24 protein-coding genes are annotated in these 26,529 nt (G+C 71.9%); 9 read left to right on the top strand and 15 right to left on the bottom strand.

Features of this window, described 5'->3' with window-relative positions; genetic code table 11:
* Nucleotides 1-8: 8 nt before the first annotated feature.
* A complete protein-coding gene (locus tag AL2_RS05780) occupies nucleotides 9-809 on the top strand; it encodes a thioesterase family protein (RefSeq protein ID WP_157438013.1) in 801 nt (266 codons plus the stop codon).
* 74 nt (nucleotides 810-883) lie between these two features.
* A complete protein-coding gene (locus AL2_RS05775; protein WP_067629937.1) occupies nucleotides 884-1,372 on the top strand; it encodes a hypothetical protein in 489 nt (162 codons plus the stop codon).
* Between the two features lie 70 nt (nucleotides 1,373-1,442).
* On the opposite strand, the gene AL2_RS05770 is transcribed toward AL2_RS05775, so the two are convergent.
* The 4 genes from AL2_RS05770 to AL2_RS05755 all read right to left on the bottom strand — a co-directional run bounded on the left by AL2_RS05770 (nucleotide 1,443) and on the right by AL2_RS05755 (nucleotide 4,812).
* Nucleotides 1,443-1,934: an ATP-binding protein gene (locus AL2_RS05770; RefSeq protein WP_157438012.1), complete on the bottom strand. Its 492-nt coding sequence runs from the start codon at nucleotides 1,932-1,934 to the stop codon at nucleotides 1,443-1,445.
* A gap of 231 nt (nucleotides 1,935-2,165) precedes the next feature.
* Complete coding sequence (locus AL2_RS05765; protein ID WP_210748488.1) at nucleotides 2,166-3,395, bottom strand: MFS transporter; 1,230 nt, start codon at nucleotides 3,393-3,395, stop codon at nucleotides 2,166-2,168.
* The gene (locus AL2_RS05760) at nucleotides 3,388-4,146 is read right to left on the bottom strand and encodes a DeoR/GlpR family DNA-binding transcription regulator (RefSeq protein ID WP_067629928.1); all 759 of its coding nucleotides are present in this window, start codon (nucleotides 4,144-4,146) and stop codon (nucleotides 3,388-3,390) included. Before AL2_RS05760 ends, AL2_RS05765 begins: the two co-directional genes overlap by 8 nt.
* A gap of 63 nt (nucleotides 4,147-4,209) precedes the next feature.
* Nucleotides 4,210-4,812 carry a DUF2867 domain-containing protein gene (locus tag AL2_RS05755; protein ID WP_067630437.1) on the bottom strand — a complete coding sequence of 201 codons (603 nt, stop codon included), beginning with the start codon at nucleotides 4,810-4,812 and terminating at the stop codon, nucleotides 4,210-4,212.
* Nucleotides 4,813-4,939: 127 nt separating this feature from the next.
* Here AL2_RS05755 and AL2_RS05750 point away from each other — a divergent pair, with 127 nt between their 5' ends.
* The gene (locus AL2_RS05750; protein WP_067629925.1) at nucleotides 4,940-5,503 is read left to right on the top strand and encodes a TetR/AcrR family transcriptional regulator; all 564 of its coding nucleotides are present in this window, start codon (nucleotides 4,940-4,942) and stop codon (nucleotides 5,501-5,503) included.
* Between the two features lie 36 nt (nucleotides 5,504-5,539).
* Here AL2_RS05750 and AL2_RS05745 read toward each other — a convergent pair whose 3' ends face one another.
* Complete coding sequence (locus AL2_RS05745) at nucleotides 5,540-6,709, bottom strand: acyl-CoA dehydrogenase family protein (protein ID WP_083945957.1); 1,170 nt, start codon at nucleotides 6,707-6,709, stop codon at nucleotides 5,540-5,542.
* Between the two features lie 114 nt (nucleotides 6,710-6,823).
* On the opposite strand from AL2_RS05745, the gene AL2_RS05740 reads away from it, so the two are divergent.
* Both AL2_RS05740 and AL2_RS05735 read left to right on the top strand, forming a co-directional pair.
* Nucleotides 6,824-8,158, top strand: a complete 1,335-nt coding sequence (locus AL2_RS05740) for a UDP-glucose dehydrogenase family protein (protein ID WP_083945955.1) — start codon at nucleotides 6,824-6,826, stop codon at nucleotides 8,156-8,158.
* A 42-nt stretch (nucleotides 8,159-8,200) separates the two neighbouring features.
* Complete coding sequence (locus tag AL2_RS05735) at nucleotides 8,201-8,614, top strand: CoA-binding protein (RefSeq protein ID WP_067629922.1); 414 nt, start codon at nucleotides 8,201-8,203, stop codon at nucleotides 8,612-8,614.
* Here the strand turns inward: AL2_RS05735 and purE are convergent.
* Both purE and AL2_RS05725 read right to left on the bottom strand, forming a co-directional pair.
* Nucleotides 8,611-9,105, bottom strand: a complete 495-nt coding sequence (gene purE, locus AL2_RS05730; RefSeq protein ID WP_067629919.1) for a 5-(carboxyamino)imidazole ribonucleotide mutase — start codon at nucleotides 9,103-9,105, stop codon at nucleotides 8,611-8,613. The two genes, AL2_RS05735 and purE, sit on opposite strands and share 4 nt — an antisense overlap.
* 49 nt (nucleotides 9,106-9,154) lie before the next feature.
* Nucleotides 9,155-10,378, bottom strand: coding sequence for a 5-(carboxyamino)imidazole ribonucleotide synthase (locus tag AL2_RS05725; protein ID WP_281181569.1), 1,224 nt, complete (start codon nucleotides 10,376-10,378; stop codon nucleotides 9,155-9,157).
* 221 nt (nucleotides 10,379-10,599) lie between these two features.
* Here AL2_RS05725 and AL2_RS05720 point away from each other — a divergent pair, with 221 nt between their 5' ends.
* On the top strand, nucleotides 10,600-11,172 hold the full coding sequence (locus tag AL2_RS05720) for a GtrA family protein (RefSeq protein WP_245666347.1): 573 nt from the start codon (nucleotides 10,600-10,602) through the stop codon (nucleotides 11,170-11,172).
* A 72-nt stretch (nucleotides 11,173-11,244) separates the two neighbouring features.
* On the opposite strand, the gene AL2_RS05715 is transcribed toward AL2_RS05720, so the two are convergent.
* From AL2_RS05715 to glgX, 5 genes are all read right to left on the bottom strand, one after another.
* The gene (locus tag AL2_RS05715; RefSeq protein ID WP_067629913.1) at nucleotides 11,245-12,516 is read right to left on the bottom strand and encodes a sensor histidine kinase; all 1,272 of its coding nucleotides are present in this window, start codon (nucleotides 12,514-12,516) and stop codon (nucleotides 11,245-11,247) included.
* A gap of 99 nt (nucleotides 12,517-12,615) precedes the next feature.
* Nucleotides 12,616-13,287: a response regulator transcription factor gene (locus AL2_RS05710; protein WP_026402549.1), complete on the bottom strand. Its 672-nt coding sequence runs from the start codon at nucleotides 13,285-13,287 to the stop codon at nucleotides 12,616-12,618.
* Nucleotides 13,288-13,427: 140 nt separating this feature from the next.
* The gene (gene treZ / locus AL2_RS05705) at nucleotides 13,428-15,182 is read right to left on the bottom strand and encodes a malto-oligosyltrehalose trehalohydrolase (protein ID WP_369688482.1); all 1,755 of its coding nucleotides are present in this window, start codon (nucleotides 15,180-15,182) and stop codon (nucleotides 13,428-13,430) included.
* A 14-nt stretch (nucleotides 15,183-15,196) separates the two neighbouring features.
* Complete coding sequence (treY, locus tag AL2_RS05700; protein ID WP_218003629.1) at nucleotides 15,197-17,542, bottom strand: malto-oligosyltrehalose synthase; 2,346 nt, start codon at nucleotides 17,540-17,542, stop codon at nucleotides 15,197-15,199.
* A 13-nt stretch (nucleotides 17,543-17,555) separates the two neighbouring features.
* Nucleotides 17,556-19,742, bottom strand: coding sequence for a glycogen debranching protein GlgX (gene glgX / locus AL2_RS05695; RefSeq protein ID WP_067629906.1), 2,187 nt, complete (start codon nucleotides 19,740-19,742; stop codon nucleotides 17,556-17,558).
* A 229-nt stretch (nucleotides 19,743-19,971) separates the two neighbouring features.
* Here glgX and AL2_RS37255 point away from each other — a divergent pair, with 229 nt between their 5' ends.
* Nucleotides 19,972-20,271, top strand: coding sequence for a (2Fe-2S)-binding protein (locus AL2_RS37255; RefSeq protein WP_067629904.1), 300 nt, complete (start codon nucleotides 19,972-19,974; stop codon nucleotides 20,269-20,271).
* Between the two features lie 95 nt (nucleotides 20,272-20,366).
* Entirely contained in the window at nucleotides 20,367-20,864 is a 498-nt protein-coding gene (bfr, locus tag AL2_RS05685) for a bacterioferritin (RefSeq protein ID WP_067630425.1), read from the top strand.
* Nucleotides 20,865-20,868: 4 nt separating this feature from the next.
* Here the strand turns inward: bfr and AL2_RS05680 are convergent, their stop codons facing one another.
* Both AL2_RS05680 and AL2_RS05675 read right to left on the bottom strand, forming a co-directional pair.
* Nucleotides 20,869-21,885, bottom strand: coding sequence for an adenylate/guanylate cyclase domain-containing protein (locus tag AL2_RS05680; RefSeq protein WP_067629901.1), 1,017 nt, complete (start codon nucleotides 21,883-21,885; stop codon nucleotides 20,869-20,871).
* Nucleotides 21,886-22,008: 123 nt separating this feature from the next.
* On the bottom strand, nucleotides 22,009-22,875 hold the full coding sequence (locus AL2_RS05675; protein ID WP_067629898.1) for a biotin--[acetyl-CoA-carboxylase] ligase: 867 nt from the start codon (nucleotides 22,873-22,875) through the stop codon (nucleotides 22,009-22,011).
* 73 nt (nucleotides 22,876-22,948) lie between these two features.
* Here AL2_RS05675 and AL2_RS05670 point away from each other — a divergent pair, with 73 nt between their 5' ends.
* Nucleotides 22,949-23,722 carry an enoyl-CoA hydratase/isomerase family protein gene (locus tag AL2_RS05670; RefSeq protein ID WP_067629895.1) on the top strand — a complete coding sequence of 258 codons (774 nt, stop codon included), beginning with the start codon at nucleotides 22,949-22,951 and terminating at the stop codon, nucleotides 23,720-23,722.
* 79 nt (nucleotides 23,723-23,801) lie between these two features.
* Here AL2_RS05670 and AL2_RS05665 read toward each other — a convergent pair whose 3' ends face one another.
* Complete coding sequence (locus AL2_RS05665; RefSeq protein WP_067629888.1) at nucleotides 23,802-26,402, bottom strand: phosphoenolpyruvate carboxylase; 2,601 nt, start codon at nucleotides 26,400-26,402, stop codon at nucleotides 23,802-23,804.
* Between the last annotated feature and the right edge of the window lie 127 nt (nucleotides 26,403-26,529).

Genomic DNA, 26,529 nt, shown 5'->3' with positions numbered 1-26,529 from the left:
GGAGCCGCATGAGCAAGGACGCGCCCGCCGGGGCCTACTACGAGCCGCTGGGCGACGGCCGCTTCACCAGCACCGCCGCCACGGCGGGCCCCTGGTCACCGGACTTCCAGCACGGCGGCCCGGTGTCGGCCCTGATCGGACGGGCCTTCGAGCGGCACGACCCCGTCCCCGGCACCCGCATCGCCCGCGTCACGGTGGAGATCCTGAGCCCCGTCCCGGTCGCCGCGCTCGACGTCGGCGTCCGCGTCGTCCGGCCGGGCAAGCGGGTCAGCCTCCTCGAAGGCGAGATCGCCCACGAGGGACGGACGGTCGTCCGCGCCACCGCCTGGCGGATCATGGCGGCGCCGTCCCACCTGGAACCCGTCAGCCACGCTCCCGCCCCGACACCGCTGCCCGGCTCGACTCCGGAGTTCGGGACGTGGCACGGCCTGCATGTCGAGGGCTACCTCGCGGCGATGGAGTGGCGTCCCGTCGAGGGTTCCTTCGGCGAGCCCGGCCCCGGCACGACCTGGGCCCGGTCCCGGATCCCGCTGGTGGCCGGCGAGGGCGACACGCCACTGGTGCACGCCCTGAGGCTCGCGGACAGCGCGTCCGGCATCGGCAGCCAGCTGGACCTCTCCAAGTGGCTGATCATCAACACCGACCTGACCGTCGCCCTGCACCGCGACCCGGTCGGCGAGTGGCTGTGCATGGCCGCGTCCCTGAACGCCGACCCCGGCGGCAGCGCCCTCTGCGAGGCGACCCTCGCCGACCGCTCCGGCGACCTCGGCCGGGCCCTGCAGACCCTCCTCGTGGACGAACGATCATGACGGGATGTTCTTGATCGAATACACTGGGTAACGGACCAGTGACAGAATGCAGTCATCGATCAGGAGTCCAGAGGATGTCGATCAGGGTTCTCGGCCTGCTCACCACGACCACCGCCGTCTCGCTGACGCTCACCGCCGGCATCGCCGCCGCGAGCGCCTACGCCGCCCCGCCGCCCGAACCGGCGGTGTCCGATGCCGCCCCGTCCGCGGCGCCATCGGCCGCAGCGCCGTCCTCCGACGCGGCGCCGTCCTCCGACGCGGCGGACCCGTCCGCCCCGCCCGCCGCCGAGGGCGACAAGGAGCTCAAGGAGTGCGCGGACGCCGAGTGCGAGGTCAAGGTCCGCGACGGCCAGACGATCAAGCTCGACAAGAAGTACGGCCTCGACCCGATCCACATCAAGATCGACGACAGCCGGGCGACCTTCACCATCCGCAGCAAGAGCACCAAGATGATCAGCACGGTGGACGCCAAGACGAACACCAGCGCGACCTACAACGGCATCACGTTCCGTCCCCGCCTGAACAAGGACGGCACGGTGACCCTGAAGATCTCCCACGACTGACCCGCACGCCCGGGGACGGGCCCACCGCCCGTCCCCCGCAGCCTGCTCCGCCCTGGCGGTGAGATGTTGATCACCAGTTGTGCGGCGTTACCGGATCCATGAGACCTTCGGCGGATGGCAGGTCGGCCGGATTCGCATCACTCGCGAACCCTGTGCTCTCGGCGAGCCCCCAGGCGGCCCACGCCACTCTGCCGCCCGCCTGCGCGTACACGCCCCACTCGGACGCGAGGGATCCGATCGGCGGGAGCCCTCGGCCGCTGCCGTCCGGCGCGGCCCGCGACCACCCTGAGCCGTCGTCGTGGACTTCGACGACGAGGTAGCGGGCGCACAACCGGAACCGCACCGTCAGCATCGCGGTACCGCGCGCCGCCGCCAGCGCGTCGCCGGCGAACTCCGCCACGACCTGCTGGCATGCCCACCGGCGGGCCTCCCCCACCTCCCAAGCTCCCAGCAGCGCGCGGGCGAAGTGCCACGCGGCCGGCACCGCGGACGGCAGCGCCGCCAGCCCGAGCACCTCCGTGCGACGGGTTCCGGCACCGGCCGGGGGACGTGTCTCAGGCATGGTGGCAACGGACACCGGCATCGAGAACTCCTGCTTCACATTCGGGGATGATCACCGACTGGCAGATGCACGGGGAATCTCGTCATTGTGTCACGGATTAATCGCTTACCGTGACGCAATCTGAACATCACCTCTGGGCGCGCTGAACGCGGTGCCGGCGGACGCGGCGTGTCGAGCGCCCTCGCCGCGCCGGCTGCGGGGCGAGGTGGTGCCGTCGAGACGGCGCGGTGGTCAGCGGTGCGGGCCGGACGTGGCGGTCGGGTCGGCGGACGCGTCCGGTTCGGTGGGGCGGGCCTTGTCGAGGGGGCCGCGCGGCGGACGCAGGATGCCTGCGGTGGACGCGGCGACGACGCAGAGGGCTACCGGCAGGAAGAACGTGAGGTTGAGCGGCACGAGGTCGGTCAAGGGTCCGATGACGGCGGGTCCGGCGAGCATGCCGAGGTAGCCGAGGCCGGCGACCCGGGAGACGTTGGCGCCGACGGCGTCCGGGTCGTGGTGGCCCGCCGCGCTGAAGAGCTGCGGGACGCAGCCGGAGAGCCCGGCGCCGAACAGGGCCCACCCGGTGAGGGCGGACGGGATCCGGGGGGACAGCGCCGCCACCGCCAGCCCCAGCGCGGCCAGGCCGGCACCGTAGCGGAGGACGGCCACCGGGCCGAAGCGCGCCGCCACCCGGTCGGCCAGCAGGCGGCCGACGGTCATGGCGGTGGCGAAGGCCCCGTAGGCGAGTGCGGCGGTGGCGGCGGACGCGTCCAGTCCGTCGCGCAGGTGCAGGGCGCTCCAGTCGTTGGCCACGCCCTCGGACAGCATGACCATCAGGGCGAGGGCGGCCATCATCCAGATGCGGCGAGGTGTCCTGGTCCGTCCTCCAGCGGCGGGTGCGGCGCCCTGGGGAGTGTCGGGGCGGAGGAGCACGGGGGCGGTCAGGGCGGCGGCGATGCCGCCGAGCAGGGCCACCGCGCCCAGGGTCGCCGCCGGGCTCCAGCCCCAGCCGAGCGTCCGGGCGCCGACCAGCGCGGCGAGGACGCCGCCGAGGGAGAAGGTCGCGTGGAAGGCGGACATGACGGGCCGCCGGTAGCCGCGTTCCACCTGGACGGCGTGCGCGTTCATGGAGACGTCCAGCGCGCCGTTGCCGACGCCGAACACCAGCAGTGCCGCGCCGAGCGTCCAGGCGTCGGCGGCCACGCCCGGCAGAACCAGCGCGGCGCTGCACACGGCGGCGCTGAGCGGCACGACGACGCGGGCGCCGGCGCGGTCGGTGAGACGCCCGGCGATCTGCATTCCGCCGAGGGCTCCGGCGCCGAGCAGGAGCAGGAGCCAGCCGAGGACGGCGTGGCCGATCCCCGCGCGGTCCTCGATGACCGGGATGTGGACGATCCACAGTCCCAGCAGGAAGCCGTTCAGCCCGAAGTAGGCGAAGGTGGCGATCCGGCCCGCGCGCAACGACCGCTGTGGATCAGACAAGGCGGACGTCCACCCCGGCGTCGCGGAGGCGCGACACGGCGGCCGCCGGCGCGGAGCGATCGGTGATCACCATGTCGAGCGTGGTGACGGGGCACACGAGCCCGAGCCCGGTACGCCCGAACTTGGTTCCGTCGCAGACGGCGACGACGCGCCGGGCCGAGGCGATCGCGGCCCGCTTGACCGGGACCTCGTCGAGTTCGTGGGCGGTGAGCCCGTGCTCGGGCGAAAGCCCGCACACCCCGAGGACGGCGGTGTCGACGCGCAGCGTGGCCAGCGACGCCTCGGTCAGCGGCCCGGTGAACGCGAGCGCCCCGGGAGCGGTCCGCCCGCCGGGGACGAGCAGCCGCACCTGCGGGGCGCCGCTGAGCGCGTTCGCCGCGTGCAGGTCGAGCGGGACGACGGTGAGCCGCCGCGCGGTGATCGCGCGGGCGACGGTGAGCGTGGTGGTGCCGCCGTCCAGGATGACCGCCTCGCCGTCGGCGAGCAGGCCGTCCACCTCGGCGGCGATGCGCTCCTTGGCGCCGGCGGCCTCCTGCTCGCGGACGGCGAAGGGCATCGCCTCACCGCGCAGCAGCAGGCTCACCGCGCCGCCCCGCACCCGCCGCAGCACACCGCGCCCGGCGAGCTGGTCGAGGTCGCGCCGTATCGTCATCTCGGACGCACCGGTCTCCTCGGCCAGCTCGACCACCGTGACGTGCTCGGTGGTCCGCAACCGCTCAATGAGCGCAGCGACTCGCTCCGAACCTTCCATGCGATGGATCGAACATGGATTTTGTGAGAAAGTCAACGCCGGGCTACTTCAGGCGCATCGGCATCAAGCGAGGCCGCCCATGGCGTCCGGAGGGCGGTTTCCCCACACGCGTTCCCATTGGCGGGTCAGCATCGGGTAGACGATGAGGTGGCGGAACGGTGCGATGAGGGCCATGTAGAGCCGTCCCAACCAGCCGTTCGGCTTGACCAGGACGGCCATCCGCAGCTCGTAGTCGCCGGCGGCGGTCGGCGCCCATCCCAGGTGCATGACGCCGTGGACGGTCTTGTTCGCCAGTTCACGGACGTCCTCGTTGCCGAGCCGGTACACGGGGGTGAACGGCGAGCCGCCGGAGTCCTGGGCGGTGGTCTCGGCGAGGTCGGCCGGCAGCCGATCGCGCAGCGATTCCACTCTGGTCCCGAGGCCCGTGCCGGGCTTGTCCCATCCGAGGAGGCGACCGAGTGTCCAGCGCACCGCGAACAGGAGCTTGACCGGACGGGGCTGGTGGCTGAATCCGCCGGCGTTCTCCATCAGCGCGAGCATTACGGGAAAGTCGTCCGGTCCAGCGCCGGGGGTGCGGTAGGACCACACGTCCTGCACATGGAAGTCGGGTGCGATGGCGTGGATTCGCCATGGCTGCCGCGCGTGGGCCGAGTTGGAAAGTCGCATCTTCACCTCATCAGGGCGTGCGAACGATGACGTTGGCGGTCGTCTCACCGCCCCGCAGGTATACGGTTACGTATAACGGCAGGCTAACCTGTTTATACGGCTGCGTATATGTGAGGCGGGACACACCATGGGCGCTCCCCGGACACCGCGGGAACACTGGATCGAGGAGGGTCTGCGCGTGCTGGCCACGGGCGGCCCGGACGCCGTGCGCGTCGAGGCGCTGGCCAAACGGCTCGGCGTCACCAAGGGCGGCTTCTACGGGTACTTCGCCGACCGCGGCGCGCTGCTGGAGGCCATGCTGGACGCCTGGGAGCGGGAGAGCGTCGACGAGGTGATCGACCGGGTCGAGGAGACGGGCGGCGACCCGAAGGCCAAGGCCCGGCGGGCGGGCGCGCTCACCTTCTCCAGCGAGCGGCTGCTTCCCCTCGACCTCGCCGTGCGCGACTGGGCCCGGCGGGACGAGGCGGTGGCCAAACGCCTGCGGCGGGTGGACAACCGGCGCATGGGCCTGCTGCGCGAAATGATCGGCACCTTCTGCTCCGATCCCGACGAGATCGAGGCCCGCAGCCTGATCGCCTTCTGCGTGGCGATCGGGCACCATTCCCTCGCGGCCGACCACGAGGGCCGCGACCGTGCGGACGTCCTCGACCTCGCCGCCGCCCTGGTCCTCGGCCCCACATCTGCTCCGTGAGGCCGGGGGCACGTTTCCGCCCCCGGCCTTCCGCGGCTACTTGAGGAGCTGGCGGGCCATGACCATGCGCTGGATCTGGTTGGTGCCCTCGTAGATCTGGGTGATCTTGGCGTCGCGCATCATCCGCTCCACCGGGAACTCCCGCGTGTACCCATACCCGCCCAGCAACTGGACCGCGTCGGTGGTCACATCCATCGCCACATCCGAAGCCAGCGCCTTGCACGCCGACGACACGAACGTCAGATCGGGGATCTTCTCACCGTGCATCGCCCGCTCGGACTTGATCGCCGCGTGGTAGGTCAGCTGCCGCGCCCCCTCCAGCCGCATCGCCATATCGGCCAGCATGAACTGCACACCCTGGAAATCCGCGATCGGCTTGCCGAACTGCCGGCGCTCCTTCACATACCCCAACGCGAAATCCAGCGCGCCCTGCGCGATCCCCAGCGCCTGCGCCGCGATCGTGATCCGCGTGTGGTCCAGCGTCGCCAGCGCCGTCTTGAACCCCGTCCCCTCCGCACCGATGATCCGATCCGCCGGAATCCGGGTGTCCTCGAAGATCACCTGCCGGGTCGGGGACCCCTTGATCCCCAGCTTGCGCTCCTTGGCCCCAAACGACACGCCCGGATCGGACTTCTCCACCACGAACGCCGAGATGCCCCGGGCACCGGCGGCCGGATCGGTCACCGCCATCACCGTGTAGAACTCCGACACCCCCGCATTGGTGATCCACATCTTGGCGCCATTGAGCACCCAGTCCCCGCCGTCGCGCACCGCGCGGGTCTTCATCCCCGCCGCGTCCGACCCCGCCTCGGCCTCCGACAGCGCATAGGAGAACATCGCCTCACCCCGCGCCACCGGCGCCAGGTACTTCTTCTTCAGCTCCTCCGAACCGGCCAGCAGCACCGGCACCGTGCCCAGCTTGTTCACCGCCGGAATCAGCGACGACGACCCGCACGCACGCGCGACCTCCTCGATCACGATCACCGTCGCCAGCGCGTCCGCTCCACCGCCCCCGTACGATTCGGGCACGTGCACCGCATGCAGGTCATTGGCGACCAGCGCCTCCAGGGCCTCCTGCGGGAACCGGGACTCCTCGTCCACCTCCGCCGCGAAAGGAGCGATCTTGGCATCGGCCAGCTCACGCACCGTACGCCGCAGCAGCTCATGCTCCTCGGACGGCGCATACGTGGGAAAGTCAGAACTCATGCCGCAGATGCTACCCGCCAGTAGGGCCTGCCGGGCGGCGCGGGTACGGGCCCGGAGCGGGCACGTTTCCACCAAGGCCGCTAGTCGGCGACCGCGAATCGAAGGGAGCGGGTCTTGACGTACCGGCTGACGGTCATCGGAACGGGTTACCTGGGCGCCACGCATGCGGCGTGCATGGCCGACCTGGGATTCGAGGTGCTCGGCCTCGACGTGGACGCCGAGCGGATCGCACGGCTGTCGGACGGCGACCTGCCGTTCTACGAGCCGGGGCTGGAGCCCGTCCTGCGGCGGGGCCTGGAGACCGGGCGGCTGCGGTTCACCACGTCCTACAAGCAGGCCGCGGAGTTCGGCGACGTCCACTTCCTGTGCGTGGGGACGCCGCAGAAGGCCGGGGAGTACGCGGCCGACCTGAGCTACGTCGACGAGGCGATCGCCTCGCTGGCGCCCCTGCTTCAGCGGCCCTGCCTCATCGTGGGGAAGTCCACCGTGCCGGTGGGGACGGCGGCGGGGCTGGCGGAGACCCTGAACAGGGTCGCGCCGGCCGGCGGCGACGCCGTGCTCGCGTGGAACCCGGAGTTCCTGCGCGAGGGGTTCGCCGTCCAGGACACCCTGCACCCCGACCGGATCGTGGCCGGGCTGCCCGCCGAGCAGGGGGCCGCCGAGCACGCCGAGAAGGTGCTCCGCGAGATCTACCGGACGATGATCGCGGAGGGGACGCCGTTCATCACCGCCGACTTCCCGACCGCGGAACTGGTGAAGGTGTCGGCCAACGCGTTCCTCGCCACCAAGATCTCGTTCATCAACGCGATGGCGGAGGTCTGCGAGGCCGCGCACGCCGATGTGACGAAGCTCTCCGAGGCGCTCTCCTACGACGACCGGATCGGCGGCAAGTTCCTCGGCCCCGGCCTCGGGTTCGGCGGCGGCTGCCTGCCCAAGGACATCCGGGCGTTCATGGCCCGCGCCGGGGAGCTGGGCGCCGACCAGGCGCTGACCTTCCTCCGCGAGGTCGATGAGATCAACATCCGGCGGCGGATAAGGATGGTGGACCTCGCCCGGCAACTGCTCGGCGGCTCGTTCGCCGGGCGGACGGTCGGCGTCCTCGGCGCCGCGTTCAAACCCAACTCCGACGACGTCCGCGACTCCCCCGCGCTGGACGTGGCCGCGTCCATACGGGCCCAGGGCGCCGAGGTGACCGTGTACGACCCGCAGGCCATGCGGAACGCACGCCGCGCCCAGCCGTCACTGGAGTACGGCGACTCGACGCTGTCCGCGGCCCGCGGCGCGCACGTCGTGCTGCTGCTGACCGAGTGGGCCGAGTTCCGCGGCATGGACCCGAACGCGCTCGCCGAAGTCGTCGCCGAACGCAACATCGTGGACGGGCGCAACGCGCTCGACCCCGAGCGCTGGCGCGCGGCCGGCTGGAACTACCGGGCCCTCGGACGCCCCTGAGCCGGGGGGAAGCAAAGGATCGCGGGAGCTGTTGTCGTGGGCATGGCTGACGAATTCGCCGACCAGGACGTGATCCGGCGGCTGCTGAAGGAGTCCGGGACGTGGGCGTTCGTCGGGCTCGGCGACAACCCCCACCGCGAGGTCTACAACCAGGCCCGGCTGATGCAGCAGCGCGGGAAGCGGATCGTCCCCGTCCACCCGGACGCGCGCGAGGTGCTCGGCGAGCGGGGGTACGCGTCGCTCGCCGACGTCCCCGGCACGGTGGACGTCGTGGGCGTCTACCGGCGCGCCGAGCACGCCGGGCGGGCGGTGGACGAGGCGATCGCGGCGGGCGCGCGGGCCGTGTGGCTGCCGCTCGACGTGATCGACGAGGCGGCGGCGCGGCGCGCGAGGGACGCCGGGCTCGACGTCGTCATGGACCGCTGCCCCGCCGTCGAGTGGGCCCTGCGCCGCTAGCTCTTCTCGCGGAGCCGCGCGCCCTTCGCCTTCGCCTGGCCGTAGAGGTCCTGCTGGAAGACCTTCATCTTGGCCCGCAGACCCTCGTCGGACGCGGCCAGGACGCGGACCGCCAGCAGCCCCGCGTTGCGGGCCGCGCCGACCGCGACCGTCGCGACCGGGACGCCGGCGGGCATCTGCACGATCGACAGCAGCGAGTCCATGCCGTCGAGGTATTTCAGCGGGACGGGCACGCCGATCACCGGCAGCGGAGTCACCGCCGCGAGCATCCCCGGCAGGTGCGCGGCGCCGCCCGCGCCCGCGATGATCACGCGGAGGCCGCGGTCCGCCGCGCCCTCCCCGTAGGCGATCATGTCGTGCGGCATGCGGTGCGCGGACACGACGTCGGCCTCGTAGGGGACGCCGAACTCGGCCAGCGCCTGCGCGGCGCCCTCCATGACGGGCCAGTCCGAGTCGCTGCCCATCACCACGCCGACGACCGGACCGGTCATCGTGCCTCCTGTGGGGGGACGACCCCCCACACCCCCCGGATCGCTCCGCTCATTTGGTGTGCTCCCCCATCTTCGTCCCCCACCGCAGGTAGTCGGCGGCGTGCCGGGCCCGTTCGCGGACGTCGGCGAGGTCGTCGCCGGACGCGGTCACATGGCCGATCTTGCGGCCCGGCCGCGACTCCTTGCCGTACATGTGCACCTTGACGGCCGGGTCGTGGGCCATCACGTGGAAGTAGCGGGAGTAGACGTCCGGGTCGTCGCCGCCGAGCACGTTCGCCATGACCGTGTACGGGGCGGCGGGCTCGGTGGAGCCGAGCGGCAGGTCGAGGACGGCCCGGAGGTGCTGCTCGAACTGCGACGTGCGGGCGCCCTCGATCGTCCAGTGCCCGGAGTTGTGCGGGCGCATGGCCAGCTCGTTCACCAGCAGGCCGTCGCCGGTCTCGAACAGCTCCACCGCGAGGAGCCCGACGACGCCGAGCTCGTCCGAGACGCGCAGCGCGAGGCTCTGCGCCTCGGCGGCCAGGTCGTCCGGCAGGCCCGGCGCGGGGGCGATCACCTCGGTGCAGATCCCGCCCTCCTGGACGGTCTCCACGACCGGGTACGCGGCGCCCTGCCCGTACGGGGAGCGCGCGACGAGCGCGGCCAGCTCCCGCCGGAACGGGACGTGCTGCTCGACCATCAGGTCGACGCCCTCCGCGATCAGCCGCTCCGCCTCTCCGGACGGCTCGTCGACGATCCAGACGCCCTTGCCGTCGTAGCCGCCGCGGGTGGCCTTGAGCACCAGCGGCCAGCCGTGCTCGCGGCCGAACTCCGCCAGGAACTCCGCCGGCGACGACGCCGGCACGTGCGCGTACGCGGGGCACGGGACGCCGAGGTCGCGCAGCCTGTCGCGCATGACCAGCTTGTCCTGGGCGTGGGCCAGGGCCGCGGCGCCCGGACGGCACGGGACGCCCGAATCCTCGAGCTCCCGGATGTGCGGGCCCGGGACGTGCTCGTGGTCGAACGTCACCACGTCGCAGCCCTTGGCGAACGCCAGCAGGTCGTCGCGGGACCGGTCGTCCCCCACCCTGGCGTCGGGCACGACCTTGGCGGCCGACTCGTCCGGCGCCCCGGCGAGGACGCGCAGCGACACGCCGAGCGCGATCGCGGCCTGCTGCGTCATCCGGGCGAGCTGCCCACCGCCCGCCATGCCGACGACCGGCGTTTCCGCCCGGCGCGGCCGATCCGGGGAGCGTTGGGGGCCGTCCCCCGTCGAAGGGCGCTGAACTGTCACGTCAGAAGGTTATCGGCCGCCCGCCCCGAACGAATCCCCGGCGTCCGGCGTCGTAGGTGTGTGGGGATCTCGGCAATGGGCAGGGAACGCCTGGTGAGGGTGAAACGTTCATGTTCCGACGCCCCCGCGGCAGCGGGCGTCTATTCTCGTGGTGCCTCCGCATCAGCCGCCGCGCCGTCGGCCGTGGCGTTCGACGAAGTCCGGAAGGACGGTTCCCCTTCGTGAGCCTGGTCGCCAAACTCCATCGGCGGTTCGCGCACCTCGTGCAGGAACTCGCCAAGTTCGGCAGTGTGGGCGCGATCGCGTTCGTGATCACGGTCGTGATCGGCAACGGCCTGCACACCGGGCTCGGGGTGGGCCCCCTGACGTCCAACGGCGTCGCCACGATCATCGCGACGACGTTCTCGTACCTGGCGAACCGCTACTGGACGTTCCGGCACCGCGACCGCACCGGCCTCGGCCGCGAGTACGTGCTGTTCTTCGCGCTGAACGGCGTCGGCCTCGTGATCACCGAGCTGTTCATCGGCTTCTCGCACTACGTCCTCGGCCTGGACGGCGCCGTCTTCTACAACATCGCCCTGATCATCGGCACCGGCGTGGCGACGCTGTTCCGTTTCTGGTCGTACAAGAAGTGGGTGTTCCTGCCGTCGAGCGCCCCGAGCGTCGACCCGGCGTCCGGCCTCCCCGAGGCCCCCGCCGCCCCGGACACCTCGGGCATCCACCGCGCCGGCGGCCACTCCCCCCGGCTGGGCCACCCCCTGGACACCCACACCGAGGACTACGCCGAGATCTGACGGCGTCGTCCACGACGGCGTCCTCCACCACCCCGGCCGCGAGCGCGGCGGGTCGCCGCGCTCGCGGCCCGGTCAGGCGGGGCCGATCACCACTCGTTCAGTGGCCAGGCGGGCTTCGGCGGGTTCGCGGAGGACTAAGCGGAAGACGGCGGGACGGGCAGTGACGAGTTGCAGGTGGCCGCCGTCCACGATGGCCAGGGAACGGGCGAGGTAGAGGCCGAGGCCGGTGCCCCCGGCGCCGCTGACGCTGCGGTCGAAGATGCGGGGTTCGAGTTCGGGCGGGATGCCGGTGCCTTCGTCGCCGATCTCGACGACCACCGAGCCGACGCCCGGTTTTGTGTGGATGGTGACGGTGCCGGCGCCGTGCGCGAGGGAGTTCTCCAGGAGCGTGGCGACGATCTGGGAGAGGCCGTCGGGGTTGGTGAGGCCGACGAGGCCCTGCTCGCCGATGATGCGGACGTCCCGCCCGGCCTTGCGGAAGCTGGGCCGCCACTCCTTGACTTGCTGGGCGATGATCTCGTCGATCGGGGACGGCACGGCGCCGCCGGTCGGGTCGTGCCGGGCGCGGGCGAGGAGCTGCTCGACGACGGCGACGAGGCGTTCGGCCTGCGCGACGGCGGCGGCGCCCTCCTCGCGGACGACGTCGGGGTACTCGGCCGCCTCGATCATCTCCTCCAGCCGCATGGACAGCGCGGTCAGCGGCGTGCGGAGCTGGTGGCTGGCGTCGGTGGCGAACTGGCGGCCGGCGACGACCAGGTCGGTGATGCGGACGGCGCTGTGGTCCAGCACCTCGGCGACCTGGTCGATCTCCGGGATGCCGTAGCGGCGGGGACGCGGCCGGGCGTTGCCGCTGCCGAGCCGGTCGGCGGTCTCGGCGAGCTCGCGCAGCGGCAGCATGAACTTGCGGGCCTGCACCATCGCGAGGCCGACGGTGACGGCGACGCCGAGCAGCGCCAGGCTGGCGATCAGCAGGATCAGCCGCAGCGCGGCGTCGCGGACCTCCGGCTCCGGGCGCGACACCCGGACGCGGACCCCCCCGTGCACGGCGGTGGCGCTGAGGACGCGGCCGCGGCGCGGCGGGCCGGCGGTGACGGTGCGGCCGTCCGGCAGGGTGACGGAAATGTGTCGGCCGGGATACTCGCGGGCGATGATCGCGCCAGTGACGGGCTGCGGTTTCTCCAGGCTGTACCCGACGCTGCCGGCGATGGAGGACGCCTCCCGGTCGAGCGACCGGGCGGCCTCCTCGTAGACGAGCTTGTGGGCGGCGTAGGCGAGGGGTATGCCGAGCAAGAGGATCGCGACCACCGCCACCGCGAGCGTCGACAGCAGGAGTCGGCGCCTCATCAGGGCTCCTTCGAGGGTGGGGCCGCGGGCGCGCGGCACGGGGACCGGGCGCCTCTCGGGAAGGCTCCCGGTCGTCCCGCGCGGCCGCGGCGGCCGGTGCTAGTCGCCGCGCTCGAACCGGAAGCCGACGCCCCGCACCGTGGTGATGTAGCGGGGGCTGCCGGCGTCGTCGCCGAGCTTGCGGCGCAGCCAGGAAATGTGCATGTCGAGGGTCTTCGTGGAACCCCACCAGTTGGTGTCCCACACCTCGCGCATGATCTGTTCGCGGGTCACGACCTTGCCCGCGTCCCGGACGAGGACGCGCAGCAGGTCGAACTCCTTGGTGGTCAGCTGGAGCTCCTGCTCGCCCATCCAGGCGCGGCGCGACTCCGCGTCGATCCGCACCCCCTGGACGATCGGGGTCTCGGTGCTGCCCCGGCGCAGCAGTGCCCGCACCCGGGCGAGCAGCTCGGCCAGCCGGAACGGCTTGGTCACGTAGTCGTCGGCGCCCGCGTCGAGCCCGACGACGGTGTCGACCTCGTCGGCCCGGGCGGTCAGGATCAGGATGGGCACGCCGTGCCCCTCGGCCCGTACCCTGCGGGCCACCTCAAGGCCGTCCAGTTCGGGAAGGCCGAGATCCAGGACGATCAGGTCCACCCCGCCGCCGAGCGCCCGCTCCAGCGCCTGCGGGCCGTCCGGGCTTACTTCGACGGTGTACCCCTCGCGACGCAGCGCGCGGGCGAGAGGCTCGGAGATGGACGTGTCGTCCTCGGCGAGCAGTACTGAGGTCATGAACCGATCGTATGACCATTCTTGACCATTACCGGGCCGCCTCCGCGCTCTTGACCTGCGGTTTGCCACTCGTAGTACATTCACGAACACGGCATATCCGGCAATACCCGGGTCTACGCCGCATTACGCGTGTGCAGGGGTCAGCGAAAAACCGCGACGGAGGCGGCCGGCAACTCCACCGAGGCCGTTCCGGAATCGCTGCCTTCGTCCGTATCGAGGTGAATTGCCGGATCTGAGGCGAGCAGCAGCCGGGGACGTACGCCGGCCGGAGCGGCCGGGAGCACGACCGGGACGTCGCCGAGGTTCGCCGCCACGCGGATCTCACCGCGCCGCAGCATCAGCCAGCGCGCCCCGTTCCCGTCCGCCTCGACCCGCGTCGCCGTCAGCCGGGGGTCGTTCAGCTCGGGCCTGGACCTGCGCAGCGAGATCAGGGCGCGATGCCATTCCAGCAGGTCAGCGTGGTGCGGATCGTCCGGCTCCGTCCAGTCGAGGACCGAGCGGCGGAACGTTTCCACAGCCTGTGGATCGGGAACCTCGCCCGTCCAGCCGTGCCGCGCGAACTCACGTCGGCGTCCCTCGCTGACGGCCCGCGCCAGGTCGGGGTCCTGATGGTCGGTGAAATAGCACCAGGGGGTGGACGCGCCCCACTCCTCGCCCATGAAGAGCATCGGCGTGAACGGCGCGAGCAAAAGCAGAGCCGCACCCACTTTGAGCAAGCCTGGGGACGGCAAGAGGGTGCCGATGCGGTCCCCCGAGGCGCGGTTGCCAACTTGGTCGTGGTTCTGCAGAAAGCCGAGGAAACGGTGTGCGGGTGTTTCCCGGACGTTCACCGAACGCCCGTGACGCCGCCCCCGGTAGGTGGACATGGTCCCGTCATGGACGAAGACTCTGGTAATGGCCTTCTTCAGCGTTTCCAGGGAGCCGAAGTCGCAGTAGTAACCCTGCCGCTCGCCGGTGAGGGCCGCGTGCAGGGCGTGGTGGAAGTCGTCGCTCCACTGCGCGTCCAGGCCGTACCCACCCGCTTCTCTGGACGTCACCAGTCGCGGGTCGTTCAGGTCCGACTCGGCGATGAGAAAGAGTTCGCGCCCGAGGTGAGCGGACTCCGCGGCCACCGCGCGTCCCATTTCTTCGAGGACGTGCACCGCGCTGTGGTCGGTGATGGCGTGGACGGCATCGATCCGCAACCCGTCGAAGTGGTAGTCGCGCAACCACATCAGCGCGTTCTGCACGACGAACGCGCGGACCTCGTCCGAGCCCTCCTGGTCGAAGTTCACTGCATCGCCCCACGGCGTGGCGTGCGCGCTGGTGAAGTACGGGCCGAAGCTCCCCAGGCGATTGCCGTCCGGGCCGAGGTGGTTGTAGACGACGTCCAGAATGACGGCCAGGCCACGCGCATGGGCGGCATCGACGAATCGCTTCAACCCGTCCGGACCGCCGTACGGCTCATGCGGCGCCCACAGGTGGACACCGTCGTACCCCCATCCGTGGTGTCCGGGGAAGGACGCCACGGGCAGCAACTCCACCGCGTCTATCCCGAGCGCCACCAGATGGTCGAGACGCTCGGCCGCGGCGTCGAAGGTCCCTTCCGGCGTGAACGTCCCGACGTGCATCTCGTACAGGACGCTCCCGGGGAGGGGACGGCCATGCCAGTGCTGATCCGTCCAGGCGAACCGGCCGTGGTCGTGGACACGGCTCTGACCGTGCACGCCATCGGGCTGCCAGGGCGAACGGGGATCGGGCAGTACTTCGTCGGCGCCGTCCAGGACGAACCCGTAGTCCGTCCCATGGCCCGCGTCGGGGACTCGGGTCTCCCACCAGCCGGATGACTGCGCCTCCATGGGCCGCGTCACGCCGTCGACCACGACCTCGACGCGTTGGGAGGCCGGCGCCCACACCGCGAACCGTGCGCTCACCTATCGATCTCCCTGGGGACGAGCAGCGCGACGGGCAGATGCTCGAAGACGCGGCCCGCGTCCAGGATCGGGCCCATGTGCGTGCAGCCGGTCAGCAGGTCCCGCCAGCCCTGGTGGCGGACGTCCACCCGCGTGCCGTCCCAGCCGCCGCGGCGCTCCAGCCCCACGGGCAGCCGGGTGGCGAGCGCGACCGCGTCGCCCCGGGCGAACCCGATCAGGTGCTCGGCGGCGGGCCCGCGCGCCGCGACCGGCTCGTGCCGCGAGCCCGGCCCGAACCACTCGGGGTGCGCCCGGCGCAGCCGCAGCGTCCGCGAGGTGACCAGCAGCTTCTCGTCGTCGGACTCCTTCGGCCGGCGGCCGGTGTCGAGCCGGGCGAGGTGCTCGCGGCGCCGCCCGTAGTCGACCGGCCGCCGGTTGTCGGGGTCGACGAGCGCCAGCCCGGTCAGCTCGCAGCCCTGGTAGACGTCCGGGACGCCGGGCATCGCCAGCTGGACGAGCTTCTGCCCCAGCGTGTTCACGCGCGCGTAGGGCGCCAGCTTGGCGACGAACGACGTCATGTCGGTGATGAGGTCGGCATCGGACAGCACGCCCCGCGCATAAGCGAGCACGGCTTCCTCGTAGCCGGCGTCCTGCTCGACCCAAGACGTACGGGTCTTGGCCTCGCGCATCGCCTTGATGAGGAACTCCTCCAGGCGGCCCTGGGTGATCGGCCAGGCGCCGACGAGCGTCTGCCAGAGCAGGTATTCGAGGTCGGGCTCCAGCGGCGACGGGGCGGAACCCCATGTCCGCCACCGTTCCACCGCGTCCGCCCACTCGCCTGGGATCTCCGCCAGCACGGCCAGCCAGGCCCGTACGTCTTCTTCCCGCTTGGTGTCGTGCGTGGAGAGCGTCGTCATCGTCAACGGCCAGTCGCGCGCGAGCCTGACGCAGTACGCGTGGAAGTCCTCTGGGCTGACGGAGAACCGCCCTGGGGCGCCGCCCACCTCGTTCAGCGCGGCCATGCGGTTCCACCGGTAGAAGGCGGTGTCCTCGACGCCCTTGGCCGCGAGCGGTGCGGACGTCTGCTGGAACCGCACGATGAACTCGGCATCGGTGCGCTCACCTCGTCCCAGAGCCAGGTCTACGACGGTCTCCAGGTCGTCGTGCAGGTCCTCGGGCAGGTGGGCACGGGCACGGTCGGCGGACTCGTTCAGCACGTCCACGGCCTGCTGCGGTGCGTCCTCCCCCGGCACGACATACGCGCGGTACACGGGCATGGCGACGAGCAGTTCGACCAGAGCCCGCTCCAGGCCGGGTCGACCTTCGCCCACGACCCGATGGAGGACGCGCAAGAGCCGGTCGATCTCAGGCTTCAACCCGTGCGTGGCTGCGTGCAGGCGCGCGTCGTGTTCGACCTCCTCGAACTCGGCCGGATTCCCCGTCAGCGACACGTAGTGGTCGGTGAGCGGCTTCTCGCCGGCCGGGTCGATGAAGAGCCCGCCGATCATGCCGAGCGAGTCGTAGCCGGTGGTGCCCGCGCACGGCCAGTCGGGCGGCAGCCGCTCCTCGCCCTCAGTGATCTTCTCGACGAGCACCCAGCGGTCCGGCGCGGCCTCCGCCAGCCGGCGCAGGTAGCCGCGCGGGTCGGCGAGCCCGTCCGGGTGGTCGACGCGCAGGCCGTCCACGAGGCCCTGCTCGATCAGGCCCAGCAGCAGCCCGTGGGTGCGCCGGAAGACCTCCGGGTCCTCCTGCCGCAGCCCGATGAGCCCGGATATGTCGAAGAATCGCCGGTAGTTGGGCTCGCCCTCACCGGGGAGGACGATCCGGCCGCCGCCCGCGTCCCAGTCGATGTCGAACCACGTCGCGAACGCCGAGTCCGGCCCGTCTTCGAGGACCTCCGCGAGCGGCAGGTTCAGGTCGTGCGGCTCGGGGATCGCCATGTGGTTGGGGACGATGTCGACCAGCACCCGCAGGCCGTGCGCGCGGAACCGGGTCGCCATCGCGCCGAACGCCTCGGCGCCGCCCAGCTCGTCCGAGAGCCGGGAGTGGTCGACGACGTCGTAGCCGTGCGTGGAGCCGGGCGCGGCCTGCAGGACGGGTGACAGGTAGACGTGGGACACGCCGAGAGACGCCAGGTAAGGGGCGAGCGCGGCGGCCTCGGCGAACCCGAAGCGCCCGTCGGGCGTCCCGCGGAGCTGGAGGCGGTAGGTGCCGGACGGCGGTGCGGCGAACGGGTCCTCGGCGGGGACGAGGTCGTCGGCCAGGCTCTTCTCGGTGCTGTGGTCCTCGGACACGGCTTCCTCTGGGGGGTCGGCGGGGAGCGGTTCCTCGGCGGCGGGTTCGGCGTGCATGTCGTCGTGCATGGAGGGAGCGTCCTCAGACCCGGCGCAGGACCTGGATGGAGCGGGCGCCCACCGGGACGTTCTCGCGGGCCTTCACGACGGGCGACTCCTCCTCGGCGAGCAGCGGGTCGGCGGTGTCGAGCATCTTGATCCACATCTGCCCGTAGACGGCGGGCGGGAGCGTGAACGCGAGGTCCCCGTCGTGCGCGTTGAACAGCAGCAGGAACGAGTCGTCGCGGACCTGCCGCCCGCGCGGGTCGGGCTCGCCGATCGCGTCGCCGTTCAGGAACACGTTGAGCGACTTGTTGAAGCCGGCCGACCAGTCCTTGTCGGCCATCTCCTGCCCGCCCGGTGTGAACCAGACCAGGTCGGGCAGCTCTTCGTACTCCGCCTCCGCGTCCGACTTGCGGCGCGCCGCCTTGCGGGCCCGTTTCGTCCGCTGGTCGCCGAGGAAGAAGCGCCGCCGCCGGAAGACGGGGTGCTCGGTGCGCAGCTTGGACAGGCGCCGGACGAAGTCGAGCAGCGGCCCGCGCTCGTCGAAGAACGTGTCGTCGCGCAGGCCCGTCCAGTCGACCCACGAGATCTCCGTGTCCTGGCAGTAGGCGTTGTTGTTGCCGCCTTGGGTCCGGCCTATCTCGTCGCCGTGCAGCAGCATGGGGACGCCCTGCGACAGGAACAGGGTGGTCAGGAAGTTGCGTTTCTGCCGTTCGCGGAGCGCGACGATGTCCAGGTCGTCCGCCGGGCCCTCGTGCCCGCTGTTCCACGACCGGTTGTCGTCGGTCCCGTCCCGGTTGTTCTCCCCGTTCGCCTCGTTGTGCTTGCCGTTGTAGGAGACGAGGTCGTTCAGCGTGAACCCGTCGTGGCACGTCACGAAGTTGATCGAGGCGATCGGGCGGCGGCCGTCGTCGGCGTAAAGATCGGACGAACCCGTCAGCCGGGAGGCGAAGTCGGGCATCGCGCCCGGCTGCCCGCGCCAGTAGTCGCGCATCGTGTCGCGGTACTGGCCGTTCCACTCCGTCCACAGCGGCGGGAAGTTGCCGACCTGGTAGCCGCCCTCGCCGACGTCCCACGGCTCGGCGATCAGCTTCACCTGCGAGACGACCGGGTCCTGCTGGACGAGGTCGAAGAACGCCGACAGCCGGTCCACCGCGTGCAGCTCGCGGGCCAGCGTCGCGGCGAGGTCGAACCGGAACCCGTCCACGTGCATCTCGGTCACCCAGTACCGCAGCGAATCCATGATCAGCTGCAGGACGTGCGGGCTGCGCATCAGCAGGCTGTTCCCGGTGCCCGTCGTGTCCATGTAGTAGCGCGGGTCGTCGTCCGCGAGCCGGTAGTACGAGGCGTTGTCGATGCCCCGGAACGACAGGGTCGGCCCGAGGTGGTTCCCCTCGGCGGTGTGGTTGTAGACGACGTCCAGGATCACCTCCATGCCCGCCTGGTGCAGCGCCTTCACCATCGCCTTGAACTCCAGCACCTGCTCGCCCCGCTGCCCGGACGATGAGTACTCGTTGTGCGGCGCGAAGAAACCGATCGTGTTGTAGCCCCAGTAGTTGCGCAGGCCGCGGCTCGTCAGCGCATCATCGTGGACGAACTGGTGGACGGGCATCAGCTCCACCGCCGTCACCCCGATCGAGCGCAGATGGTCGGTGACCACCGGGTGGGCGAGGCCCGCGTAGGTGCCGCGCAGCGCCGGCGGGACCTCCGGATGCCGCGCCGTGAGCCCCTTGACGTGGGCCTCGTAGATCACCGTCTCGTGGTACGGGATCCGGGGCGGGCGGTCGTCCCCCCAGTCGAAGTAGGGGCTGACCACCACCGACCGCATCGTGTGGCCCGCCGAGTCGGCGTCGTTGCGCGACCAGGGGTCGCCGAAGTCGTAGCCGAAGCACGACGCGTCCCAGTCGACCTCGCCCTCGACGGCCTGCGCGTACGGGTCGAGGAGCAGCTTCGCCGGGTTGCAGCGGAACCCGCGGCGGGGCTCGTACGGCCCGTGCACGCGGTAGCCGTACCGCCGTCCCGGCATGACGCCCGGCAGGTAGCCGTGCCAGACGAAGGCGTCCACCTCCGGGAGCGTGAGCCGTGTCTCCTCGCCGTCGCCCGCCGGCCCGTCGAACAGGCACAGCTCCACCCGCTCGGCCGCCTCGGAGAAGACGGCGAAGTTGGTCCCCGCGCCGTCGAACCGGGCCCCGAGGGGGTAGGCGTCGCCCGGCCAAACCTGTGCCACTGTCCCGTCCTCCCGTCCATGGCGCACCGCGGGCCGGGTGCCGAGGGCCCGGCGGCGCACGCCGGAAGCCCTTCCCCGTGAGGGGTGGATCACACCGATCGGGAGTCCACTGGCCAGAACGGACATACCTGAGCTACCTTAGGCATGCCTTACCTCAATAAGGGCACCCTAAGGGTCGGAGGTCGGGCACGCCGAGCCAGTTCCAGCCGCACGGAAGGCCCCCACCGGCATGTACGTCTGCATCTGCAACGCCATCACCGAGGACGACGTTCACGGCTGCATGACGAGCGGCTGCGCGACCGCCAAGGCCGTCAAGGCCGCGTGCGGCTTCAAGCCCGGCTGCGGGATGTGCACCAAGCGCATCCACACCATGGTCAGCGAGTACCGGACGGCCGGCGAACTGGCGGACGCCCTGACCGGCGGCCCCCTCGCCCTGATGGCCGCCCCGGACCCGGCTCCCGCCATGCCGGCCGTCCAGGCCGCCGCCGACTTCGCCCCCCGGGAAGCCGCCCCGCCGACCGCCGCCTGAGCCTTCCCCTCCGCACCCCGCACGGCCTGGCGGACACGCACCCGTGCGGGGCTTTGTGCTGTCCTCAATCAGGCGTGCATGAAAGCATGGGCGCCATGGAAGGCGACAAGGACATCATCGCGCTGCTGAACGACCAGCTCACCGCGGAGCTCACGGCCATCAACCAGTACTTCCTGCACTCCAAGATGCAGGAGAACTGGGGTTTCGTCCGGATGGCCAAGCACACCCGCGACGAGTCGTTCGACGAGATGCGGCACGCGGAGCGGCTCACCAACCGGATCCTGTTCCTGGAGGGGCTGCCGAACTACCAGAAGATCGGCACGCTGCGGATCGGGCAGACCATCGTCGAGCAGCTCAAGGCCGACCTGGAGATCGAGATGGAGGCCGTGGCCCGGCTGCGCCCCGGCATCGAGCTCATGCGCTCCCGCGGTGACATCACGTCCGCCCGGCTCTTCGAGGAGATCCTCGCCGACGAGGAAGAGCACGTCGACTACCTGGAGACCGAGCTCAGCCTCGTCCAGGCGCTCGGAGAGCAGAACTACCTGCAGCGCCTCACCGACTCGCCCGCCGAGAGCGGCCCCAGCGCCTACTGAGCCGCTACGACGCGTCCGGTCCGGGCTCGGCCTTGCGGCGCAGCACGTACGGCTGGACGATGCCGAGGCCGCGGACCGGGCGCCGCACGATCCGCGTCACCTGGTAGGCCGGGTCCTTCTCCAGCCGCGCGGCCAGCTCGCTGTCGATCACGACGGAGCCCGGCCGGGCCAGCGAGGTGAGCCGGGCGGCGAGGTTGACCGTCGTCCCGAACACGTCGCCCATCAGCGGCAGGACGGGCCCGTACGCGACGCCGACCCGCACGTCCGGGACCTCGGTCTCGTCCTGGATGGCCGCCGCCACCGTCAGCGCGATCTCCGCGCCGACCTCCGGCGTCTCCGCGCTGAACAGCACCTCGTCTCCGAGCGTCTTCACCAGCCGGCCGCCGCAGGAGGCGATGATGTCGGCGGCGGTCTCCTCGAACCACTCCACCACCCGGGCCAGCTCGATCTCCTCCAGCTCCCGGCTGACCTGCGTGAACGACACCATGTCGGCGAACCCGACGGTGGTCATCGGGCGGCCCGCCGGGTCGCCGTTCTCCCGGGTCGTCGCGGCGGCCAGCGCGCGCGTCCCGGCCGCGGCGAGCTGGCGCCGCCACGCGTGCACGACCAGCGGCTCGAACTCGCCGATGTGCTTCTCCGCGATGTCCACGACCGTGTCGACCGCCTCGGCGGACGGTACGTCGTGCGGATCCGGGGTGAGCATGCTGCGCAGCAGGCTGACCTGCCACTCCGCGAGCCGCGTCATCGTCTGCCCGTACGCCCGGACGAGGCGGATCACGGCGTCCTCGTCCAGGATCCCGTCGTCCACGAGCCTGCGGAGCCGGTCCAGCGCCGCGACGTCGCCCTCCGTGTAGGCGACCTCCTCGTCCGGCATGGACGGGTAGCCGAACGCCCGCCAGATCCGGCCGGCGAAGTCCCGGGAGACCCCGGCCCGCCGGACGGCCTGGACGCGGTTGTACCGCAGCTCGCCGCCGAGGAGGAGTTCCTCGATCTCCTTCGGATCGGGCAATCCGGCCGCCATTTCCCGCCCCTCAGTCCGCCGCCGCCATGGGCCGTGGCGACGACGTCGTGATTCGATACCAGAACATATCGGTGCAGATCAGCAATCGAATCAACGTACGGACGGCCAATCCTCGTTCCACGTTCACCGGACGTGCACCACATCGCCGGCGCTGATCGCGCTCTCCCCGGCCGTCCCCGCGACCAGCAGCCGCCCCGTCCCGTCCACGTCCCGCGCCGTCCCCACCAGCCGCTGGTCGCCCGGCATCTCCACCCTGACCTCGCGCCCGAGCGTCGTGCACAGGTCCCGGTAGGCGGTACGCAGGCCGCTGGCCTCCGGATCACCGTCCAGGGCCGTCCACTCCCGGTACCAGGTCGCGAACTCGCGCAGGATCGCGCGCAGCAGCGGCGCCCGGTCGCTGAGCGGCGCGCCCTCGATCGCCAGCGACGTCGCGGCAGGCACCGGCAGCTCCTCCGCCCGCAGGCCCACGTTCAGCCCGACGCCGATCACGATGCCGTCCTCGACCTTCTCGACGAGGATCCCGGCGAGCTTCCGGTCGCCGACGAGCACGTCGTTCGGCCACTTGAGCCGGGCGTCCACGGCCACGTCCGCCGCGTCGCCGAGGAACCCGTCCCCCGTCTGCGACCAGGCGGTCATTCTCCGTACGGCCATGGCGACGGCGACGCCCGTCAGCAGCGACGCCCACCCCAGCCGCGGCACCGGCACCACCGGCCGCAGCAGCATCGAGAACGTCAGCCCGGACCGCGGCGGCGCCGTCCACGTCCGGCCCTGCCGCCCCCGGCCCGCCGTCTGCAGCTCGGTGACCAGCACGGTCCCCTCCGGCGCGCCCTCCTTCGCGCGGGCCGCGAGGTCGGCGTTGGTGGAGCCGGTCTCGTCCACGACGCGGACCTCGCGCCACAACCCGCCGTCCCGGACGAGCGCCCGCCGCAGCGCCCCCTCGTGCAACGGAGGCCGGCCGAGATCCCCATAAGCGGTGTCCACGTCCTCCATCCAACCCCACCGGAACCCCGATCTTGGGGCCAGCCACCCGGAAAGGCATCGAGCGGTCGTTAAGGTGCGCTCTATGGATGGTGTGACGCTGCGGCGCGACGGGAACGTCGCCGAGATCGTGCTGGACCGGCCCGAGGCCCTCAACGCCCTGTCGACCGCGATGGCCCGGCGCCTCGCCGGCGTCTGCGCCGAGGTCGCGGTGGACGAGGCCGTCCGCGCGGTGGTGCTGAGCGCGGCCGGCGAGAAGGCGTTCTGCGTCGGCGCGGACCTCAAGGAGCGCAACGCGATGACCGACGCCGAGATCTTCGCGCAGCGGCCGGTCTTCCGCGCCGCGTTCGGCGGCGTCCTGAACCTGCCCCAGCCGGTCATCGCCGCCGTGCACGGCTACGCGCTCGGCGGCGGCTGCGAGTTCGCCCTCTCCACCGACCTGATCGTCGCGGACGAGACCGCCGTGTTCGGCCTGCCCGAGGTGAGCGTCGGCCTGGTCCCGGGCGGCGGCGGAACCCAGCTCGCGCTCCGCCGCCTCGGCCCCGGCAAGGCCGCCGACCTCGTCTTCACCGGCCGCCGCCTCGGCGTCGACGAGGCCCTCGCCTGCGGCCTCGCCGACCGCAAGGTCCCCGCCGGAGCGGCCCGCGAGGAGGCCCTGGCCCTCGCCGGCGTGATCGCGCAGAACTCCCCGGTCGCCGTCCGCGCCGCCAAGCGCGCCCTCCGCCAGGGCTCCGGCGTCAGCCTCGACGCCGGTCTGGACCTGGAGGAGAACGCCTGGCGCACCGCCGCCTCCTCCGCGGACCGCCGCGAAGGCATCGCCGCCTTCGCCGAGAAGCGCAAGCCCAACTGGGGCTGTTAGCCAAGCCGACGCCCCCGGAACCCCGGCGCACGCAGGGCGGGCCCGCCGCGCTCGCCGGGGTCCGGCGCGGTCAGCCGGGTCAGCCGGTGTTCTGGAGGCCGGCGGCCACGCCGTTGACCGACAACAAGAGCAGGTCTTCCAGGTGGGTTCGCTCTTCCTCGTTCTCCACGCCTGCTCTGAGGGCCTTCAGGGCTCGTAGCTGCAGGTGGGAGAGGGCGTCCACGTAGGGGTTGCGGAGTTCTACGGCCCGGGAGAGCACGCGGCGGTTCTCCAGGAGGCGTTCGTGGCCTGTCACCGCCAGGACCAGGCGGCGGGTGCGGTCGTACTCGGCCAGGACGGTCTCGGAGAGTTCGGGACGCTCGCCCAGCGCCAGGTAGCGCTCGGCGATCGCGCGGTCGGACTTGGCGAGGCTCATCTCGGCGTTGTCGAGCAGGGTGTTGAACAGCGGCCACGCCTCGTACGCCTCGCGGAGCTCGGTGAGGTCGCGGCCGTCGTCGGAGACGGCGGCGAGGCCGCTGCCCAGGCCGTACCAGCCGGGCAGGTTGACGCGGGTCTGCGTCCAGGCGAACACCCACGGGATGGCGCGCAGGTCCTCCAGGCCGCGGGCGGCCTTGCGGCGGGCCGGGCGGGAGCCGATGCGCAGTTCGGAGATCTCCTCCAGGGGGCTGACCCGGGCGAACCAGACGGCGAAGTCCTCGGTCTCGATCAGGCTGCGGAAGGCCGACCTGGCGGCGTCGCTGATCTTGTCGGCCAGCGGGCGGAAGCGGGCGGCGGCCTCGCGGGCACGGTCCTGGACGGCGTCGGTCGAGGCCAGCAGGACCGCGCTGGTGACCTGCTCGACGTGGCGGCGGGCGATCTGGCGGTGGCCGTAGCGGGCGAAGATGACCTCGCCCTGCTCGGTGACCTTGAAGCGGCCCGCGACCGAGCCGGGCGCCTGGGCGAGGATGGCGCGGTTCGCGGGACCGCCGCCGCGGCCGAGGGAGCCGCCGCGGCCGTGGAAGAGCGTCAGCCTGACGTCGTGGCGGGCCGCCCACGCGGCGAGCGCCTCCTGGGTGTCATAGAGGCGGAGGGTGGCGCTGGTCGGGCCCAGCTGCTTGGCCGAGTCGCTGTAGCCGAGCATGACCTCCATCCGGCGGCCGGTCTCGTCCAGGCGGCGCCGCACGGCGGGGATCTCCAGCATGCCGTCCAGGACGGACGGGGCCCGCTCCAGGTCCTCGCCGGTCTCGAACAGCGGGATCACGTCCAGGACGGGCGCGCCGTCGCCGAGCGTCTCGGCGAGGGCGTGCACGTTGGCCATGTCCTCGGCGGAGCGGGTGAAGGAGACGATGTAGCGGTGGCAGGCGCGGACGCCGAACCGCCCCTGGATCCAGGCCACCACGCGGAGGGTCTCGAGGATCTCCTCCGTCATCTCCGAGCGGGGGCCGCCAGCGCGGACCTCCTTCAGCGCCTGCTCGTGCAGTTCCGAGTGCTGGCGGATCTCCAGCTCGGCGAGGTGGAAGCCGAACGTCTCGACCTGCCAGATCAGCTGCTGGACGCGGCCGTACGCCTGCCGGGCGGCGCCCGCACCGGCGAGGGAGTCCTGCACGGCGCGCAGGTCGGCGAGCAGCTCGTCCGGGGACGCGTAGGCCAGGTCGGCGTCGCGCTCCCGGGTGGCGGCGATGCGGGCGGCGGCGTGCAGCAGGACTTGGCGGTGCGGCTCGCCGGGCGACCGCTTGCCGATCTCGGCGATCAGCCGCGGGTGCGCGGTGCGCGCGGCGGCGAGGACGTCCAGCAGGGCGCCCGAGGCGGGCGTGGTGATCTCGTGGACGGTCAGCTCGCGGCCGATCCGGGCGCACGCGTTCTCCAGGGCGTGCAGGACGTGCTCCGCCTGGATCATGACGGCGTCCCGGGTGATCTGCGCGGTGACGTACGGATTGCCGTCCCGGTCGCCGCCGATCCAGCTGCCGAACCGCAGGTAGGGGCGGGCCTTCGGCGGGCGGGTGCCGCTGCCGTCGCCGTTCAGCGCGCGGTCGAGGGAGCGGTAGATGTGCGGGACGACCCGGAAGATCGTCTCGTCGAACGCGGCCATCGCGGTGCGGACCTCGTCCAGCGGGTCGAGCTGGGTGTGCCGGCGCAGCGCCGTCCGCCAGAGGAGGTCGATCTCCTCGCGCAGGCTCCGCTCGGTCTCCTCGCGCTCGGACGCGCCCGGCGCGTCGTTCAGGTGCGTGAGCAGGTCGCTGATCCGCTGGATCGCCGTGACGACGGCGCGGCGGCGCGCCTCGGTCGGGTGCGCGGTGAAGACGGGGCGGAACTCCAGGCCGTCGATGATCGCGTCGAGGCGGCCCGCGTCGTCGGCGCCGGCGGAGGCGCGGATCTGCTCGATCGAGGCGGCCACGGAGCCGGGGACGGTGTCGCCGGTGTCACGTTCCCGGAGCGTCCGGATGCGGTGGTGCTCCTCGGCGAGGTTCGTCAGGTGGAAGTAGACGGTGAACGCGCGGGCGACCTGGCCGGCGCGCTCCAGCGTCCAGCCGTCGGCGAGCGCGGCGACCTCCTCGATGCCCGTCTCGCCGCGGCGGGCCGCGATCACCGCGTGGCGGAGCCGCTCGACGTCGTCCAGCAGCCCTTTCCCGCCGTACTCCACGAGGGAGTCGCCGAGCATCGCGCCCAGCAGCCGCACATCGCGGCGCAGCGGTTCGGGCATGTCCTGACGAAAGGTGTCACGCGTCTTCGTAGCCACCCGCCAAGCCTAACGAGCGCGGTCGGGCCGGAGTCGGTCCCGGTCACCGGCACCCGGGCGCACGGGCGAAATCAGCGTGCGGTTACCCTGA

This window comes from Actinomadura latina NBRC 106108 (assembly GCF_001552195.1).
Taxonomy (GTDB): Bacteria; Actinomycetota; Actinomycetes; order Streptosporangiales; family Streptosporangiaceae; genus Spirillospora; species Spirillospora latina.
This window is presented reverse-complemented; position numbering and strand designations above follow the sequence as displayed.